At 43.4% G+C, this 18,609-nt stretch carries 18 protein-coding genes; 14 read left to right on the top strand and 4 right to left on the bottom strand.

Features of this window, described 5'->3' with window-relative positions:
• Positions 1-28: 28 nt before the first annotated feature.
• The 7 genes from ACEN8J_RS04925 (at position 29) to ACEN8J_RS04955 (ending at position 5,669) form a co-directional block, all read left to right on the top strand.
• Positions 29-1,027, top strand: a complete 999-nt coding sequence (locus tag ACEN8J_RS04925; RefSeq protein WP_029515487.1) for an AraC family transcriptional regulator — start codon at positions 29-31, stop codon at positions 1,025-1,027.
• Between the two features lie 93 nt (positions 1,028-1,120).
• Positions 1,121-2,128: a phosphotransferase gene (locus ACEN8J_RS04930; RefSeq protein WP_081317525.1), complete on the top strand. Its 1,008-nt coding sequence runs from the start codon at positions 1,121-1,123 to the stop codon at positions 2,126-2,128.
• A gap of 84 nt (positions 2,129-2,212) precedes the next feature.
• Positions 2,213-3,373, top strand: coding sequence for an immunity 26/phosphotriesterase HocA family protein (locus ACEN8J_RS04935; RefSeq protein ID WP_495594539.1), 1,161 nt, complete (start codon positions 2,213-2,215; stop codon positions 3,371-3,373).
• Between the two features lie 30 nt (positions 3,374-3,403).
• Positions 3,404-3,922, top strand: coding sequence for a hypothetical protein (locus tag ACEN8J_RS04940; RefSeq protein WP_069010518.1), 519 nt, complete (start codon positions 3,404-3,406; stop codon positions 3,920-3,922).
• Positions 3,923-3,957: 35 nt separating this feature from the next.
• The gene (locus ACEN8J_RS04945; RefSeq protein ID WP_449292689.1) at positions 3,958-4,617 is read left to right on the top strand and encodes a DUF2625 domain-containing protein; all 660 of its coding nucleotides are present in this window, start codon (positions 3,958-3,960) and stop codon (positions 4,615-4,617) included.
• Positions 4,618-4,645: 28 nt separating this feature from the next.
• A complete protein-coding gene (locus ACEN8J_RS04950) occupies positions 4,646-5,080 on the top strand; it encodes a hypothetical protein (RefSeq protein WP_069010520.1) in 435 nt (144 codons plus the stop codon).
• Positions 5,081-5,132: 52 nt separating this feature from the next.
• Entirely contained in the window at positions 5,133-5,669 is a 537-nt protein-coding gene (locus tag ACEN8J_RS04955; RefSeq protein ID WP_069010521.1) for an SMI1/KNR4 family protein, read from the top strand.
• A 106-nt stretch (positions 5,670-5,775) separates the two neighbouring features.
• Here ACEN8J_RS04955 and ACEN8J_RS04960 read toward each other — a convergent pair whose 3' ends face one another.
• The 3 genes from ACEN8J_RS04960 to ACEN8J_RS04970 all read right to left on the bottom strand — a co-directional run bounded on the left by ACEN8J_RS04960 (position 5,776) and on the right by ACEN8J_RS04970 (position 7,812).
• The gene (locus ACEN8J_RS04960; protein ID WP_495594288.1) at positions 5,776-6,360 is read right to left on the bottom strand and encodes an RBBP9/YdeN family alpha/beta hydrolase; all 585 of its coding nucleotides are present in this window, start codon (positions 6,358-6,360) and stop codon (positions 5,776-5,778) included.
• Positions 6,361-6,557: 197 nt separating this feature from the next.
• Positions 6,558-7,127, bottom strand: coding sequence for a DUF1697 domain-containing protein (locus tag ACEN8J_RS04965; RefSeq protein WP_495594289.1), 570 nt, complete (start codon positions 7,125-7,127; stop codon positions 6,558-6,560).
• Between the two features lie 34 nt (positions 7,128-7,161).
• Positions 7,162-7,812, bottom strand: coding sequence for a hypothetical protein (locus ACEN8J_RS04970; protein ID WP_495594290.1), 651 nt, complete (start codon positions 7,810-7,812; stop codon positions 7,162-7,164).
• A gap of 181 nt (positions 7,813-7,993) precedes the next feature.
• Here ACEN8J_RS04970 and ACEN8J_RS04975 point away from each other — a divergent pair, with 181 nt between their 5' ends.
• From ACEN8J_RS04975 to ACEN8J_RS04990, 4 genes are all read left to right on the top strand, one after another.
• Positions 7,994-8,989, top strand: coding sequence for a hypothetical protein (locus tag ACEN8J_RS04975; protein WP_341039724.1), 996 nt, complete (start codon positions 7,994-7,996; stop codon positions 8,987-8,989).
• Positions 8,989-10,074: a hypothetical protein gene (locus ACEN8J_RS04980; RefSeq protein ID WP_495594291.1), complete on the top strand. Its 1,086-nt coding sequence runs from the start codon at positions 8,989-8,991 to the stop codon at positions 10,072-10,074. Before ACEN8J_RS04975 ends, ACEN8J_RS04980 begins: the two co-directional genes overlap by 1 nt.
• A gap of 84 nt (positions 10,075-10,158) precedes the next feature.
• The gene (locus ACEN8J_RS04985) at positions 10,159-11,100 is read left to right on the top strand and encodes an ADP-ribosylglycohydrolase family protein (protein WP_029515476.1); all 942 of its coding nucleotides are present in this window, start codon (positions 10,159-10,161) and stop codon (positions 11,098-11,100) included.
• A gap of 212 nt (positions 11,101-11,312) precedes the next feature.
• Entirely contained in the window at positions 11,313-12,233 is a 921-nt protein-coding gene (locus ACEN8J_RS04990) for a YxiH-YxzG fusion protein (protein WP_495594292.1), read from the top strand.
• Between the two features lie 43 nt (positions 12,234-12,276).
• On the opposite strand, the gene ACEN8J_RS04995 is transcribed toward ACEN8J_RS04990, so the two are convergent.
• Positions 12,277-12,846 (bottom strand): TerD family protein, encoded by a 570-nt coding sequence (locus ACEN8J_RS04995; protein WP_495594293.1) that lies wholly within the window; start codon positions 12,844-12,846, stop codon positions 12,277-12,279.
• Positions 12,847-13,023: 177 nt separating this feature from the next.
• Here ACEN8J_RS04995 and ACEN8J_RS05000 point away from each other — a divergent pair, with 177 nt between their 5' ends.
• The 3 genes from ACEN8J_RS05000 to ACEN8J_RS05010 all read left to right on the top strand — a co-directional run bounded on the left by ACEN8J_RS05000 (position 13,024) and on the right by ACEN8J_RS05010 (position 18,527).
• A complete protein-coding gene (locus ACEN8J_RS05000) occupies positions 13,024-15,411 on the top strand; it encodes a polyprenyl synthetase family protein (protein WP_029515473.1) in 2,388 nt (795 codons plus the stop codon).
• Between the two features lie 228 nt (positions 15,412-15,639).
• Positions 15,640-16,179, top strand: a complete 540-nt coding sequence (locus ACEN8J_RS05005) for a CueP family metal-binding protein (protein ID WP_029515472.1) — start codon at positions 15,640-15,642, stop codon at positions 16,177-16,179.
• Between the two features lie 284 nt (positions 16,180-16,463).
• Positions 16,464-18,527, top strand: coding sequence for a methyl-accepting chemotaxis protein (locus ACEN8J_RS05010; protein WP_495594294.1), 2,064 nt, complete (start codon positions 16,464-16,466; stop codon positions 18,525-18,527).
• Positions 18,528-18,609 lie beyond the last annotated feature (82 nt).

Here is an 18,609-nt window from a genome sequence, read left to right on the forward strand (position 1 = left end):
TGGGAGTCTGAAGGAGGAGTCTGTGTTTATGAACCTTCATGAGTTGGATCAGTTGCTGAGAAGTAAAACTGAAATTGAACTTTTACAACAGCAAAACAATCAAGTGATTAATGATCTCTCCAAAGAATCGGAAAATGAGCGATTTTTTGATATAAATCAGAATATGTATCGAATGCCTGCTTTATTTTTCTTCGGAGAACATGATATTTATATTAGCAAGCACAACAGGTTTGCTCCGATGCTGGAGCACATGCATGAATTTATTGAGTTAAACTATGTTTACTCAGGTAAGTGCAACCAAATCATAGCGGGTAAAGAAATTGAGCTTTGTGAAGGCCAAGTGTGTGTCCTCGATAAGGATGTACCGCACAGCATCGCACCTTTGGGAGAAAACGATATACTGATTAATATCCTCCTGCAAAGAGAAACGATTTCATCCCTATTTCTACAGCGGCTATCTAAGAAAAAAAGTTTGATCGGCGAGTTTCTTGCCAATTCAGTCCTCCAGCATCAGCATCATAATCACTTTATTATTTTTGAGTCACAGCATAATGAAAACCTTCAATATATATTGCGTAGAATCTTGATCGAATATTTTTCCAGGCAAGAGGATTCAATGGAGCTGGTCAAGGCTTATTTGTCCATTGTATTTGGGGAATTGGTCCGTGTATTGGAAAGCGAGCATAATATTCACTTAAACCAGCAGGAAAGTAATATTACTTCTATTCTGAATTACATGGAAGAGCATTATCAGCATTTAAGCCTCCAGCAATTATCTACTCATTTTAATTACAATAGTACGTATTTAAGTAATAAGTTGAAAAAAGTAACCGGTCTTACTTACACGCAGCTTATTGCCAACATTAAACTTAATGCGGCCTATTCTTTGGTAGTCAATACCAACCTGCCATTCGAAATGATCTTTAAGCAGGTCGGATATAACAGCATGAGTTTTTTCTATAAAAAATTTAAAACAGCGTATGGTGCCACCCCGCAGAATATCCGAAACAAACAAATGAGGAAATGAAGGATACACAAGGACGTCCAATTCTAATGGGCGTCTATATTTGTTATAATATCGGCAAATTCATAAGCGGATGTTTAATAGGGAGGATACATTTTGGAAGCGGTATTAAGACGGCACTGGCCGGAGTGGGACGGGACACTACAGAGACGAACCGGAGGTTGGAATAATACGACGTATTTTGTTAAGAGCGGTGGGCGAAGTGGGGTACTGCGCATCTACGATACACACAGGGATCGGAACAAAATCGAATTTGAGCATGCGGTTTTGCAGGAACTGAGCAGGCATTCTCTATCATTCAGGGTTCCAATGCCAATCCGAACGATTACGGGAGAGACACTTGCACAGGTTGAGAAGGATAGTGGCAAATATGTGTGTCTGTTCGAATACATAGAAGGCACATCCCCATTGGAGCAGGATCCTAGCTTTGCCCATTCTTTTGGCGAGGCTGCTGGCGAATTATCTGCTGCACTTGAAACACTCAATCTTGATATGACTCCAGTCTATCGGCCGTATTATGCTTTGCAGCAATCCTATCCATTATGTAACCGGGAAGTAATCCAAGGCTTTTGTTTAAACCCGCCGGAGCCTCTAAAAGATTTACATGAGGAGCTGCGTTTGATAGGAAAAGTATATGAAGAGATTATAGATTCACTTCATGCATTGGAAGAGTTACCGCATCAGCTTGTACATGGAGATTTGAACGCTTCCAATTTGTTGGTAAAGGATTCTGACCCTAGTCAGGTGGCTGCACTGCTTGATTTTGAATTTTGTACGCTGGACGTTCGGGTCATGGATCCGGCGGTCATTTTATCAGGATTTTTGGGACAACCGGAGGAAACGACAGCTGTTCGTGATTTTTGCCGGGGCTTCAGCCGTCAGGTTCGTTTAAGCCAATCCGAGGTTGACGCTTTGCCTGTGTTAATGCTGCTTAGGAAGGTAGACGTTTTTCTTCATTTTATGAGTCGCTTTCTGGAAGGAACAGATCAGCCACACGTGCTGCAAGAACAGGTTAAACAGATCACGGCCGACTTGCTCCAACTGTCTACCAGCAGTAGCTGGATTCAGGAGGAGTTGGTCCAAGCTGGAACAATGTATGAATAAACGAGCTACATGCCGTGTTATGTTATAATTTCTGGAAGAACAGAAATGAAGTCTACTGAATTGTACTCGGAACAGGAGGAGCAGATGAATAGTTGGTTAACGAACGCGTTACGACCCTATTTTGGGCTGGAGACGCTGGAAGAACATTGGGACGTAGTAGAAATTAAAGAAGGATATTTTATTTGTATGGATGGAGATGTTATTCGCAAGCGAATTTCTTCCAAAGAGGATGCTTATGGAGAAGCTGATGTAGAGATTTTTACTCGTGATCGGGCATTTGTTCTGCCTAAAACGGCTCGTGGCAAAGAGAAAAAACTGAATTATACAAGTGTTTCGAGCATCACAGCAGAAGGTGTGTCCTTTTCAGCAGGCATTCGAAGAGATCGTAATATTAGTTATGTTACTGCTGTGAATAGCAAAACTGGCGTGAGATTGCCCATCACTGGATGTGAGCATTTACATAGTAAAGAAGAGATCATCGATTGGCTTCAACGTTACCCGTCGCTTGTACCTAACGACTATGATCGTAAGGTGGAACGATTGAAGCATATGAAAAACCTGCGTTATAAAACCATTCCGGGAGACATCTTCCGCGTGGAAATAGACCTTTTTACAGATGGCTATGTACTGGTCGTCGGAGATTTGCGCCAAATGCAAAAGGATCAGTTGTTTGCAAAGGAGAGCATATGGAATAGTGTCATGACAATGCCTTTGTTCGTACGTCCGTATTTGTGTACAAGTCGTGACCGTTCAATAACTTTGGAATCCATCACGGCCGCCCCGTTATCGGATGCAACCTGGATTGTCATGGATGATTCCTTTATGCGAGGGTCCTACGAGCGGATAGGGCATAAAGCGTTGGCGGAAGAGGATATTGTGTTTCCGATGGGTTACGGCAGTAGCATAGATAGCAGTAAAGAAAGAATATATAGACTGTCCTGGGGAACGGGCACAATTTCCAAACCGGAAGGGGAGACAGTGTTCAAGTCTTCGCGGGAATTGTTAAATAACGGTGTGTATTCAGGTGTCATTGCAGACTGTTTTGGTCCTTGGGAAGAGCGGGAGTGGCACCACACGCTGGATAACCCGTTGTATCGGGAAGAGCGTCGAAAAGCACTGGCCGAATTCGGATTCCCGGAAGACATTTCGTACGATGAGTTCAACCGCCAAACGGGAGGCCTGACGCGTTCGGAATATCTCGCATACTTGATAAGAGTCTATAGCGGAAAAAGAAAGATGAAATGACACGGTTATACATCCTTTTAGGAGGGGCCAATGAAATATCTTAAAGATTGTCCGGAACCAGGCATGGGAACCTGGTATTTTGAAATAGACTCAGACGGCGTAGCCTATCGGCAAATTGTGATCCAGGATGACGGTACTTTTATTGCTTCTAATCGCAAGCACGAGCAATATCATTTCTTGTTAGCCGAGAAAGCAATTGATGATACAGAGCCCTATTATACGAAAATTACAAAAAAAGAGTTTGAAGAAGTCTGGTCCAACAATCTTCACACTTTTAACAAGGAATGGCATCAAGTCAAAACCGTACTGCCCGTTGGGACTAAGGTAAAGGGTTATATTGAAGCATTTTTCCCACATGGAACACTTATTCATATTTTCCAGCACAATACAGTCGGATTGGCAGACACCCATTCATATGCGGAAAAGACCCCATCTGAGTGGATGTATCCGAGGCATGAGATCACGGCGATTGTCCAGGGCTACGACGAGCTGAATCAGTGGGTGATTTTAGAGCAAACGCAGGTTTTCGAAAATCAGTTCAAAGGTTGAAAGATAGATATCGGAATACAGGAAGGAGAATGGATATGCATACGTTAACGGTTGATGAGCTGGTGGATCAGGACAACCATGCATGGGAAGAGGTCAGAAACATTCTGCAAGAAGGGAATAATCCATTTCGCATTGTACCGGCAGAATCGGAATCTGCTAGGGGAGATTCGCTCTACCGTTTGCAAGTGAGCACAAAATCGTACTTGGGAACGGTTGCCTATGAAACAGGAGGGATCATATTTGACCACGGATGGATCACCTTACTGGGTGCAGGTGGGCCTGAAATTTACGGTAGTTTGGCTTCGTGGAACGGGCTGCAAGAGCCAGCGAGCGTTCCTGCACTTGGGGGAATGCTGATTGTGGCCTATGATGCAGCAGGTGGCTTCTTTGGATTGGATACAGGGAAGTTTGGACGTAGCGGCCATATCTACTATTTTGCACCGGATGCATTGGAGTGGGAATCCACTGAGCTGGCCTATTCCGGTTTCTTGAGCTGGTTGGCTGAGGGAGATTTGGGCTTGTTCTACCAGACATTCCGCTGGAATGGTTGGCAGTCGGATATGGAGCAACTTCAGCCAGGAGAGGTATTTGCTTATTATCCGCCGCTATGGACTCAGGAAGGTGGCGGAGAGACCAGCCAAAAATCGCCTATAGCTGTAACAGAAGCATGGCAGGCGGTAATAGATAGGGGCTAGCCCCGCTAATGATGAGGAGGCGTAGATCATGAATCATTCCATTCAATCCAAACTGATGCAGCTGAATGAAATACTTTCTCAAAATAACATTGACCATTACTACATTTATGATTATACAAGTCGCCCTAAGCTGGTACTAGCAGGGAGCTTTGACTTTAGCTATTATCACAACATAGAGATTACATTTTACGAGGTCTCGTTTCTTTCCTGTCCGGGCGGTGTATTTTCAATTGAATGCTTTAGACTGGCTAATGACAAGGAATTGGAAATGTTAAAAACTGTCTCTTACGGATTTCTTGAGGGGCCTGTGATTTGTATGGAGGATCAAACGTTTGGTACCCGATTTTTCATTGCTGCGGAAAGCTTGGATTACGAGCTCAAGACCGTTTTTTACTATAAACGTGAGAACCTTCAACCTCATGAAAGTGTGGCTGAGTGGCTTGGAAAAGATGGAAAAGGTTGAAAAAGGTAGCAAAAACAACTTTTAGAGACGTCAAGGTAGGAGGGTGGTTATTATGTGGAGTATTCACTTTGAACATCAATTTATAAAATGTCCGGAAGCAACTGGTGAACAAATCGCGAATTTTTTGAGCACATGGAACATCAAGCTATCGGAGCAGGAGATTCACGAAATCCAACAAAGACAAGTGAACCCTTTCCCGAAATCGTCTCCATTTTATGATCAATATAAACCGCTAGATCCTGTGGGCTGGCATCTGCCCCAAGGACAATTTCCTGATAGTTACATAGAATTGCTGAAATATTCTAATGGCGGTGAATTTCAGAATGGAGAACGTTATTTCCAGTTTTTCAATACTGAAGATTTGAGAGAAATGAACCTCGCCTACGAGCTGCCAGAGTATATGCCGGGTGCCGTGTCGTTTGCGATGGATGGTAGCGGAAACCACTATATGTTTGATATGAGAGAGGAAAAAAGTAACAACGAATATCCCATTCTTTTTGCTCATTCTGGTAGCTTGGGGTATGACGAATGTGAACAGGTTGCCCATTCATTTATAGAGCTGTGTACGGAAAAATGGGCATTGTATTGATATCTTGACTAAACATACGCTTTATTCCCCCTAATTCATCCAGTAGAAAATGTAAAACCCGCAAGCTGGACCCTTTTTGCCAGGTCTATTTTGCGGGTTTTTAACGCTACTTATTTTCATTTATCATTTCCATTAAAACTTGAGAGACGATCGGTAAGGTGGTAAAGCCGTCACTTTGTAAAAAGTGTCCTCCATGATCTAATTCGTGAAAATCAGCCTGGATATCTTCCGCTAGTTTCTTACTAAGTGCAAAGGGGACAATCGCGTCGTCCTTTGAAGCTATAACTACACGCGCTTTTAGCGAATCCATGATCTGCTGATGATCCAAATGGTCATTTGTAAATTCATCTAATGACGGCAGGCTTGGCAATGGATCAGTAAAACCGGAAACGAAAACGGCACCACCTAGTGGTTCCGGGATATTGACTTGCTGCAGGTACCTTAATATGGATACACAACCCAAGCTATGACCAATAAAATAGGTGTCTTTATGTAAAGCTTTAATATTTTGCAATAGATGCTCAATCCACTCATTAAGTTTGGGGCCTTGCGAGTTGGGCATATCTAGTATATTTACCGAAACCCCGTCTTCCTGTAATTTATCTTGTAACCAAGGAAACCAATGATCTGTTGGCGAAGCTGTGTATCCGTGGATTATATATACTTGTTTTTGATTTTGTAGGTTTGTCACAGTGTTTTTTCTCCCATTATTCAGTGTTTAGTTCATGCTGATGATAGGTGTTCCTCTTCGTCTGAGAAGCCTTCTAGTTTAGCAAAATCTCTATGCCTATAGTATTAGAAATTGTTGATTTATGTAGACCATTTTTTTAATGAGTTTTGTCGAGTTTTTTATCTTGCCTATCCCTCCCTATTTAAACACGACTACAGTCAAGAGCTCGTATCCCGTAGTTCTTCCTGTTCAGCCATTTGCATCAGCTTATAAATCTGCCGTGCTGTGTTCACATTCCGTACCGTCATTTGCTGATACAGCTTGGTGCCGACTAATTTCGTTAACCCGCTTTTTGTGACTTGTTCTTTGCTGACAGAAAACAGAATGGCTCTGGTCGTATAGATGACATGTCCAATTCCCGGTTTTAAAGGAAGCTTGTCCAGAACGGAAATATCGTTAATTTCATCCCACAGAAACATTACATCACTTTTCATCTGTGTATCATTAGCCCATTCATTCGGCAGTGCCTCCATAATGCTCTGAATCTCCTTCATATTACGGACGATGACGCGGATGGGTAAGCTAAAATCCTCCAGAATCGCCTGTTCCAGTATGAGTGATAGCTCCTGGTTGGGCCGCTCCTGACTGGAAAAAATAATGTTTCCAGAATTAATGTAAGTTGTCACATGCCCCATCCCTGCATGTTCAAACGTTTGCTTGAGCTTCTTCATCTCGATTTTGTTATTGCCGCCCACATTGATGCCCCGCAGTAATGCGATATAGATCATAAAAAGCCCCACCTCTCTTTAACAAATAGGATTTCTAACAAAAGGATAGGTAATTCAGCAAATACGTGGTTTGGTTTTCGCCCAACAAATGATGTAGCAATGGTTTTACGTGCTCGATATATTCTGCTTTGGTTTCGTATGTATCTTCATCTATCAATTCTCCCTTAAAGGTACAGGCACCTTCAATCAGGATGGAAAGAGCCGTAAAGAAGTTAGCTAAAGAGTCAGCAACTTGCTGCGCTGCGCCACCTTCAATTGCAGCATATACAGGGGAAGCAGGTGCGCTAGTATCGACAATGACTGGATCATCATTAAACGTGGCAATTACAACATGGTGGGAGGGCCACGAAGATGACTCATGAACAAGCTCTCCAGATGTAATGAAGCGATAGCCCAGCTGTTGGCGATATAAATGTTCTGGTGCGACAAAAAAGAGAACAGCAGCATCCCCGATTTCAACGGCTGCATTTTTTAATTTGTGTGTTCCCGCTGCCTTAGCATCGATCATTTCATAATGGCTATATAGGTACTCCAGCTCAGGGGATAGAGGAATCCGCTTGTCCCAGCAATCTGTTATACTCTCTGAACGGGGCTGGATATAGTGGTCTTGGAACAGCCCGTAGGCTACATTATATAAGTTTTGCTGGTGTACAAACCGGGTAATCGCTTCGCTTAACTGTTTCATAGGTGTGTATTCCTTTCTAATCGTAGACTATGACCTGTGACATCACGTTTTACTTTTAGCATTAAGATATCATAATATAGAAATGAAGAACATATGTTTCTGTAATTATGCTACCTTGTCAGTCGATCCAGAATAATTTTACAATATAGGAGTTCGAAAATAAGGTGCATGGAGGAGAGAAATGTCTTTTTCTATAATATACGATTACAAATTAAGAGCCTACTTTAATGAGCGCATTTCTGATTTGAATCATGAAGATCTATTTTATTCCTATCCTGATCAAGAGCAAAATTTAAGAATACTAACTCTGAATATAAATGAGCAGAGTCATATTTCTTTAGTGCGATGGCATGATCTGTTTGATAGGTCGCTATTTACAAAAATGAATCATCCCATTCTAAGCTTAGCGGATGCTGAACGTCTGATTCGATTGCTTGCACTCATTTTTAACGTTTTTGATATACATAAAGATGCTGTTTATAGCCGAAAAAACTTATGTTGTTTTTATTATCAATATCAAGTTTCACATCTAGCAGAGAGAGGCAATGAATTCTCGCTTACTCAGGACAGACTATTTTTCCTTCATCATCTCTTATTTGAATTGGGTTTAGGGGATGACATTTATGATCGTCTAACGATTGAAAATAATAAGATGATGTACAGGATGGAAGACGCACAACAGTATGATATGCATATTCTAATTGACATGTTGCATGAGCATATTAACAAAAATGAGATGGATATGGATACCCGGGCAGCGCTAGGAAAAATAAAAATTTTGCAGGGTCAGTTGGTCAGCTTCATCCTGGGCAGTCATGATGTATATGATTTTCCGTATGACGATTTCAACAAGCCGTTTGCAGAAGCAACGAGGTTTATACATGCCTATAACTCTAATAAAAATAGGGTATTAGAGGTGCTGATCGACTGTATCAATGAGCATCAATCTCCAACAGAGCAGTTCATCTCCAATTTGATCATGATGAATTATTCCTATTTTGTTCTCAAAAGTAATCCTAGCGAAATTACATATCTTAAATGTTTTTGCAAGAAAAAACCGGGAGTTTTTATAAAAGTATTGTCTGCATTGCTTGAACTCAGATTTTTTATTGATAAATCCAGCTTCACAAATACGGGTATAAATTATTATTTATCCAGATTAAAAGGGGTTAAATGATGCCATTCTCTCACGTTTCTTTACCCGATTTACCACAGACTATCGGACGTCTTACGGCCATTCATCCTGTAAAAGGTGGCTCTCACGGAAGCATAACCTTGCTGGCATTGAACACACAGGCAGAACTGTGGAGGTTAGAGCCTCGCTCTGGCAGTGCAGAATTGTGTACACATATTTGTATTCCTGATTTTAATCCCCTGCAACCTGTCCAAATGGTTACCAGTCCTGAAGGCAAGTACGTGGCGATCTCCAATCGATTTGGCCGACATGCGGCAGTGTATGATTTAGTCCATGCTCAAGAAAAAATGCAATTATCACGGGACGAATACCACTACGATAAAAGTATGTTTCCCCTGGATTTTGTATATCAAGACGGTGCGTGTATTCTTGTTCATGGAACGGAATGGAACCGATTGGATCTGACGGATGTAGAAACGGGGAGGCTTTTGACAGCAAGACCTACCCCAGTTTATAACAGCGAAAATAAAGATGAGCATTATCTAGATTATTTTCATGGGAGGCTTCTGACTTCTCCAGAGGGAAAGTGGATTGCGGATACGGGATGGGTATGGGCTCCATTAGGAGTAGTCCGAACTTGGTCCTTATCTAATTGGCTGCTGAACTCATGGGAATCGGAGAATGGTCCGTCAGTTCGCCATCTTTGGCAAACCATAGATTGGGATGGGCCAGTGTGCTGGACAGGACCTGATACATTGGCGGTTTGGGGACAGATGGATGCCGATTTACTGGAGGAGGAAGATTGGGGAGAGGAAGGAGTGGAACCGGCGGTTGTCCTATTCGACATGACTCAGCCTGGGTATCGACGAGTGCTTCCTGCGATCCCTCCACTAAATTGTAAGCCTGAAGAAGACGGGATTTATCCATATCCCCAAGCGGATATGGTCGTTTCTGGCGACCGATTATTCTTATGGGGGAAAGGAGTCCCGCTTCAGGTATGGCGGCTTTCAAGAGGTGTGCGTGAAGATGTAGATACGGAGCGATTTCCACTCATTTACCATCAAGAGGCAGGAATTTTCATTGAATTAAAACCGGATAGCGGTTGTACAGCCTTAAGCTACGAATAAATGGCGTTACCGGATTTTCTTCCTTCCAGTGATATGGAAATATATGCATTAGCTATAACAATTATTAAAGGAGTGTACATCAAAATGGCACTGATCAAGGATCGTTTTTATGGAAGTCTCGCTGGACTGGCCGTGGGTGATGCTTTGGGAACCACTGTGGAATTCAGCAGTCCAGGTACATTTGAACCTGTAACGGATATCGTGGGCGGCGGTGTCTTTGGGTTAAAGCCGGGGCAGTGGACCGACGATACGTCTATGGCACTTTGTTTAGCCGAGAGTATGGTGCAAAAAGATAGCTTTGATCCAGCGGACCAAATGCGTCGCTACACCAATTGGTATCACCTGGGATATATGAGCAGCACGGGAACGTGCTTTGATATCGGCGGTGCGACGAGAGCAGCATTGCATCGCTTCGAGGCCACTGGAGAGCCGTACAGTGGGTCCGTTGACCCCATGACTGCCGGGAATGGCTCGATCATGAGGCTTGCACCTGTTGCCATGGCCTATGCGAACCGTCCGGAAGAGGCCGTGATGTACGCCGAACTGAGCTCGCGAACCACCCATGGAGCAGTCGAAAGTGTGGAGGCCTGTGCTGTGCTTGCTTCAATCCTTGTGGCAGGTCTGCGGGGAGCGGACAAAGAATCCATGTTATCAGCCGACATCTGCTATAAGTGGCGGCGGCAGGAACAGCCAGCTTATTCGGCAGCCATTGAAGAAATCATTCAGGGATCTTACAAGGATAAGGAGCCGCCCGAAATACAGGGAACCGGCTATGTCATTCGTTCCCTTGAGGCTGCGCTGTGGGCATTTCACCATTCGACTTCGTTTGAAGAGGGGGCACTGCTGGCCGTAAATCTGGGGGATGACGCCGATACGACCGGGGCGGTGTATGGGCAAATTGCAGGAGCTTATTACGGGCTAAGCGGTATCCCGAATCACTGGCGTGAGAAGCTGGCGATGAAGGAGATGATCGATGAGCTGACTGAGGCTTTATGGCAGAAGGCCGACAAGGGCCAGACACTTTAAGAGGGACATCTATAAAGATCAAGCTGGGTTGCTTTTATTATGAGCAGAACCCGGCTTTTTTTGTTCCCAATATTTTTGCCGATGCCTCATCTCTTGGGATCACTATCCATATCGCCATACTTCCGCCCTCCTCAGTAGCATGTTGTTATGACAAAATGAAGTCCAGTACAAATCATACTTCACTTTACTGATCTTTCAGAGGAGGAACTACATTGTCGCATCTAAATAAACAGCTTCATTCATTTGTCGATATTTCCAACTATACTAAAGGGTTTGAGATCGTTTCGACCCAATTTGGCCCTGATGGGCGCGTGTATATTTTGCTAATTGATAAAGTCCCAGAACGAGTGCGGGGGATGTTCCCGCCTGCCTCTCTTAAAGAGAGACGTACTTACAAGATACTCATTATAGACGATCATATTGAAGAAGTGTATGTGGAGGGACAGCAGTTTAACTATCATTATGTACAGCCTCTACATCATCATCTACTGCTCGTCGGAGCGCGATGTCATTATTATGGATCGGGCCAATATGATTTAAATGGTAAAATTATTGATTATGAAGGTCGTACTGTGAATGAACTGCTGCTTGGAGACGGTATCCAGAGTGTTCAGGTTACAGGGGAAGGTACGATCTGGACCAGTTATTTTGATGAAGGTATATTTGGAAATTATGGTTGGAATGAGCCTGTGGGATCCTCCGGCCTTGTCGCTTGGAATAAAGAAGGACACAAAATATATGAAAACCAAGCGGCAGACATTCATGATTGCTATGCTTTGAACGTGATCAGCGAACAGGAAATCTGGTTTTATTACTATTCAGACTTTTCATTAGGGTATATTTCCGGTAGCGACCGTACGAATATTACGTTTGTGAATCCGAGGATTTCCGGCTGCTCCGGGGTGGCTACAGATGGGTATCACTTTTTGTTCGACGGCGGGTATGGCAAGAATGGACAATATGTCCTGAAAAAGAATGTGAAGCCAGGCAGCTTGAGCAAAGGACAACACATTCGCTTTTTAAATGACAATCAAAAGTTCCTTCAACCGCATGAACAGGATTTCAGAAAAGATCGCCTGCTGCTCCGTGAAGGTTCTCTACTGTATCAGGTGACTATAGAAGAGTTAGCGTAAAAACCCACGTTAGACGTGGGTTTTTCCTTAACACCAAAAATACTTATTCATACGTTTTGACAAGATCATTCAGAGAGGTAATGGTGCTTCCTTCTCCAATAGCACCGAATTTCCACTCCCCTCCATAGCGGTATACTTCACCTACACGGATACTACACATCCCTTTATAGTCCTCTGTCAAGTTGTATCGGAGAATCTCTTCATATTGGGACGCATCCAATACTCGAATATAAGCATTGTTCACCATACTGAAATCTTTACGTCTACCAAAGCTGAAAAAACGGAATATATTCACAATAAATACGACTCTATGCACTTCCGGTGGTAGTTGCTGGAGGGAGACGGTAATGACTTCATCATCACCGTCGCCATGTCCTGTTAAGTTGTCACCACTATGTACGACGGCCCCACAAGGGCTATTTTTGTTTCCGAAATATACTAGATTTTTCGTCTGGGTCAGCTTGCCGTTCTCATTAAGAAGCAGCGCTGACGCATCAATATCCATGCTTCTACCCTTCATAGGGTCCCATCCAAGGCCTACTTTTAGCACGGATAAGTATGGATTATTTTTGGTTAGGTCTACCTTCTGTCCTTTAACTAGACTAATACTCAACGTTATGCCTCCCTATCATTATTTTCGTTCTACTCTGAAATTGTAGCATATATATAGAAGGATATAATCTATTCGTAACTTCACAGACTTTATTCCGTATAAAGATAAAAACATGATCCAAATTCGTTCCCTCAGGGAGAAATGCAACCATGTTTAACAAAATGAGAAGTTGAGGTAATGCATCATATGAATGGAAAATTTCAAGCCGATACAGGATATCAGCTGGCTGAACAGAAGGCGCTTCAGTATTTTGCATCACTCTATAATCAGGTCAAGAATAAAACTTATGTGACCTCTCTTACAGAAGATATCCATATATGGAAAAGGAATCATATCCATTCTTCTTCATGGTTATCCTTCTTTTCGCGGAAAAAGAGAAAGCCGGATACCCGGGATGACTACAGATATATTCAATGGCTGAGTTACACGGGGAAGTTAGATGAATATCTGAAGCGGAGTGTCTCTTATATTTACATGAGGGATCTAGGCAAGGCTCTAGATTCTGCCGACACACAGACCCGGATTCAGCGCGTCATTGCTGACGTAAAAAGATATTTGCTTCAACCCACCCATGCTAACAGGAGAGATCAAGCGGAGTTTATGAATTTAGCCGGGGTGTATCGGTGGTCTCAAAAGGAAGGGATCGAAACCACTGTAATCTGGCTAATCAACAAGCTTAACTCTGTATCTTCTCATATTCCTGAGGAAATGGATGCAGAGCACGCCCAGCGCAAACTGATTAAAATCATCATTGGGGTTATTCTGCATGTGATGGAAGAAATGGACGAAGCCGTGTCACCTGTTGAACGTTCGCGCAGGCTGGATGAAGCCATCAGGCTTGGGTATTCCTATGGACTGACCTATCCTTTTATTGATGATCTTCTCGATTCTCAGCTGTTGACCGTTCAAGAGAAAGAACAATATTCCCATATGATACGTACCGCGCTTCTTACCGGATCTGTGCCAGAACTGGGCGACTGGACCGGCGATCATATGAAGTTCATTCGCTATATCCATTCGGAGCTCTCGGATGCTTTTGAGTATATTAAGGCACATCAGCGGCCAGACACACAGCAAACCTTTTTCGAGCAGTCCTATGTTTTCTTTCATTCTCAAGATATCGACCGGGATAAGGATCTAAAACAAGCTAATTACACCAATGAAGAGCTTTATATACCCGTTATTTTAAAATCTGCTTCTTCCCGCCTGATTGTCCGTTCCGTGATTAGCGCTCCTGAGGATGAAGGGTTTGAGCAACGAACATTCTTTTATGGTATCTATAACCAGCTTGCTGATGATTTTGCAGATATGGCCGACGATATGAGGGACGGTGCGGTAACACCCTATACCTATTATTTAAAATATCATCATCAAAGATCGGATTTGATCAATCCCTTCGAACTATACTGGGCGGTCATTTCTCACTTGATTCATAACGTGTATGACTCGGATGCTATGGCTCGTGAAGTGATACTGGACCGTGCAATAAATGGACTCAAACGTTGTAAAGAACGGGTAGGTGCAGAAAAGTACAATGAAATAATGGAGATTTTTGCATCCGGAAATCCGGAATTTAATCGTCTCATCCAGAAGATGGTGGGTAAAGCGGAGGATGTAGATTTCTTCGATAAGCTGCTTCGGGATCAGATGATTACTCAACTGAAAAATGATTCGAAGGAAAAAGAAGACTTTATGAATACGATCAAAACCGTCCGTGATCAGATTAACAACCAATTGAAAATTACCAAGCCTTCTGGGATCGAGGCCATGAAAGAACATCTTATTGATGCTGCCAATTATAGTCTTGAGGGGGATGGGAAAAGGATACGTCCTATATTGACCTGGGTCATGGGTGTGAATGAATATGGCTTAGACGCTTCGGCAATCGTGCCTCTTCTAAGATCATTGGAATATATGCATACAGCCTCCCTGATTTTTGATGATTTGCCTTCCCAGGATAACGCGTCTACCCGTAGAGGGCGTCAGACATTACATCAGGTGCACAATAGCGCTACTGCGGAATTAACCGGACTATATCTGATCCAGAAGGCCATCGGGGAGCAATCGTCACTGAACCAGTTCAATGCTGAGACTGTGCTTGCCTTGATCCAATACTCGGCTCGTAAGGCAGAGGATATGTGTATGGGGCAGGCGATGGATCTGGATTCCAAAGGAAAGGCTTTGACCTTGGAACAGCTGAATATGATGTGCTTTTACAAAACAGGAGTGGCGTTCGAGGCTTGTCTCGTTATGCCAGCCATGCTCGCACAGGCCGAGGAATCAGAGATTGCTGCTTTGCAGAAATTTGCCTATCATATGGGGATTGCTTTTCAGATTAAAGATGATTTGCTTGATGTGGAAGGAGATACGCTGTTACTTGGAAAACCTGTGGGCCAGGATTCGGATAACAATAACTCGAATTTCGTGTCCATCCTTGGTTACAAAGGTGCCAGTAAAGAAATGTGGGAGCACTACTGCCTTGCCATGGAAGCATTAAAAGAGGTGCCACGCAATATCGCTTTTCTGAAGCATCTAATGAATTATATTGTGAACCGGGATCGTTAAAAAGAATTGTGCCCCATAGCTCCATAGGAGTGGTGGGGTGTTTGTACGTTGAGACAGTAGAGTTGCTCATACTTCCTTGCCCCTCTTTGGGGATCATCTAATGTAACGCAGATACGTCTGGATAAAAAGCAAAGATGTGAATATCTGGTGACTTCAGTACCGTATTTTGTCCGTTACGGCGCGTTCTACATTATAATGTTTAAAAACGGACAAGGAGATGAACTCCAGATGAAAAAAGGAATCTTGGTCGCTTCAGGGTTGGTTGTTGCGGCATTGGGCACGTACCTGATTGCAGGAAATATGCAGAAAGAAGGAGCGGACAAGCTTGGGACAACAGATATCAAGCAATTGGTGCATGATTTCAGCGCAGGCAAGGCAACAGGTCAATCCGCTTCCATTAATTCCAGTCAGTTAATTGTTAATGGAGACAATACACAACCCATAACTTATAATTTGCCTGACAGCGAGTTTTTTGTTTCGATTGCGCCATATGTAGACCAGACCCACCCTTGTGCAATTCATAGTCTAACCGGCTGCCAAGGCGAAATAAAAAACGGAGAATTCAATGTGACCGTTCACGACTCCGAAGGGAATGTCATCATGGAGAATGCTGCCATGAAATCACAACCCAATGGTTTTATTGATCTATGGCTGCCGAGGGATAAAACCTACCGCATTAGCGTCAATCATGAAGGTAAAACGGCTGAAACTGAATTCTCTACATATGAGAAAGACGATACATGTATCACAACGATGCAGTTAGGTTAACGACAGAGAATAAAGGGGTTGAGCTTACTGATCGCTCGTACACTTTAAGTCCACATAACCCTGCGTTCATACATAGCTTTTAGTAAAGAGCCTACGTCTGACGGAGGCTCTTTGTGCTGCCCTAATCTTTTGCTGGAGTTGCGGAACAGGTTAGGTGGGAATCTATGAGGAATCAGATAGCGAAACTTTAAATTGTATATACTAAAAACCTATTGAAATAGCTGCAAACTTCCGACATATTATCTAAGAGCTTTTCGCTCAATATTCCTCGGGGAGATGGCAGCATGTCACAAAATATGAAGAAGCGCGTATCCAGATCATCCAGCATCGCGAACACATTGGCCATGGTCTTGTTAGTTATTATCGTTGTCGTCTTTGCAATCTTGGGGACGTTCATGTTTGCAAGCACGCGAAGCATACTTGTCAAGCAGCAAGAGGCCATGCTCCAGACCAAGACGCAGGCCACCGTTAGTCAATTCGATGCGTTGTTTAAGGAAAAGGGTTCGCTAGTCAAGCAAATGTCAACCAACACTTTGTTTAGACAATATATAGAAACCACCGAATCAGCAGAGATGGCGAAAACTTCTCCACATGCTGCGGCAACTCAAGCGACTCTGGCAGCGATTGTCAAGGAAGAGCCATCTTTTGCCGACGCCTGGATTGCAGGAATACATGGTAAAGGCTTCTTTCTTCAGAACGATGGTGCTGCTTCCAAGCCGGATTTCGATATCCATTCGCGTCCGTACTTCAAGCCAGCTGTTGAAGCAGACGGTTTGTACTACTCAGAACCCTATAAGGACGTCAATACAGGGAATGTGGTCATGGGCATCTTCTATCCGATCAAAGATAGTAGCAACCAATTAATCGGCTTTGCAGCTGTGGATATTGCATTCAAAGACATCCCCGCCGTTATGCAAAGCTATTCGCTTGGAAGCACAGGTTATTCGATTCTTGCATCCAAAACAGGTGATATTTTGTATCACCCTGATCAAAATAAAGTGCTGAAAGAAAAGATTAACGAAAGCACAGGTGATCTTGGCGAGATCGGTAAGAAAATGATTGCTGGCGAGTCTGGAGTACAGCTCATTAATGATAATGGCGAACGTCGCTACATTGGGTATGCAACCAGCAAAGATACAGGATGGTCCGTAGGCTTAACCATTTCTGAACAAGAGGCGCTCTCAGAATTAAGAACCTTTACCTGGATTACGATTGGCGGTTTTGCCGCAGCCACTATTCTGTTGGTTGTAATCTGTTATATAACGCTCCGTTACCTGTTGAGATCCATTCCGAAATTGCTTGCCAAAATCAAGCTGATTGAAAATGGAGATTTGACCGTTCCGTTTGATACGAATTCCCATAACGAAATCGGGCAAATTTCTCAAGGGGTTCACAATATGGTTCAAAAAATTCAAGGCATGCTCCAAATGGTAGGCGGCTCAGCTCAAGTCTTGAATCAGTCTTCAAATGATTTGCAATCCATTTCTTCCAGAACCGCAATCACGATGAACGATACTGCGACAGCAATTAATGAAATAGCCAATGCAACGAACTACCAATCCATCGAAACGGATAACATTTTACAAAAAACCGGAGCCTTATCCGGCCAAATTGACGAAATTGCCAATGATACGAAAGCCATCGAATCGATGGTGCAAACCTCTGCCGAACAAAGCGGACAAGGGCTTGCAGTAGTTGATCAGCTATCCAAATGGGCGGAAGAAAATCATAACTCCACCCAAGCGATGTCGGCTATCATTCAGGATATCGATCTGAGCCGTCATGAGATTTCAGGCATTGTGGATACGGTCAACCAAATTGCAACACAGACCAACCTACTGGCGCTCAATGCTTCTATTGAAGCTGCGCGTGCAGGAGAACAGGGCAAAGGGTTTGCTGTGGTTGCCGGGGAGGTTCGCAAGCTGGCTGAGCAGACGGCACTAGCGACACAGGAAATCTACAAGAAGGTCCGTGTGATTGAAGAAAAAACCAGTGTATCGGTTGAGCATACCGTTCATGGTCTGAAAATTGCAGAAGAAAATGCCAGATCGGTAGAGGACACGAAGCAGGTGTTCTTTAGCATTAACAAGGATTTGGAAGATTTGAAATTACGAATGATCCAGATCAGCACCAACACCTCCAAAGTCCACAAGCACAAAGATGAGATTTTGCAGGCGCTGGAGATCATCTCTTCCACCACCGAAGAGAATTCCGCTTCAACCGAAGAGGTCAGCGCTAGCACGCAGGAACAATTGGAGAGCTTCGAACAGGTTGCTGAACTATCCAAACAATTAAACCAATTGTCCACTAAGCTGCAAGACGAATTAAAACAGTTCAAGGTCGAGTAACAAGGCTAGGCATGATTTTGACTAAATATACAGCAAAGCCCGCGTTCAGCGGGCTTTTTAGCTTCAACAGCTGTTGTGGGGT

The sequence above is a fragment of the Paenibacillus sp. Paensp38 genome (assembly GCF_059491915.1).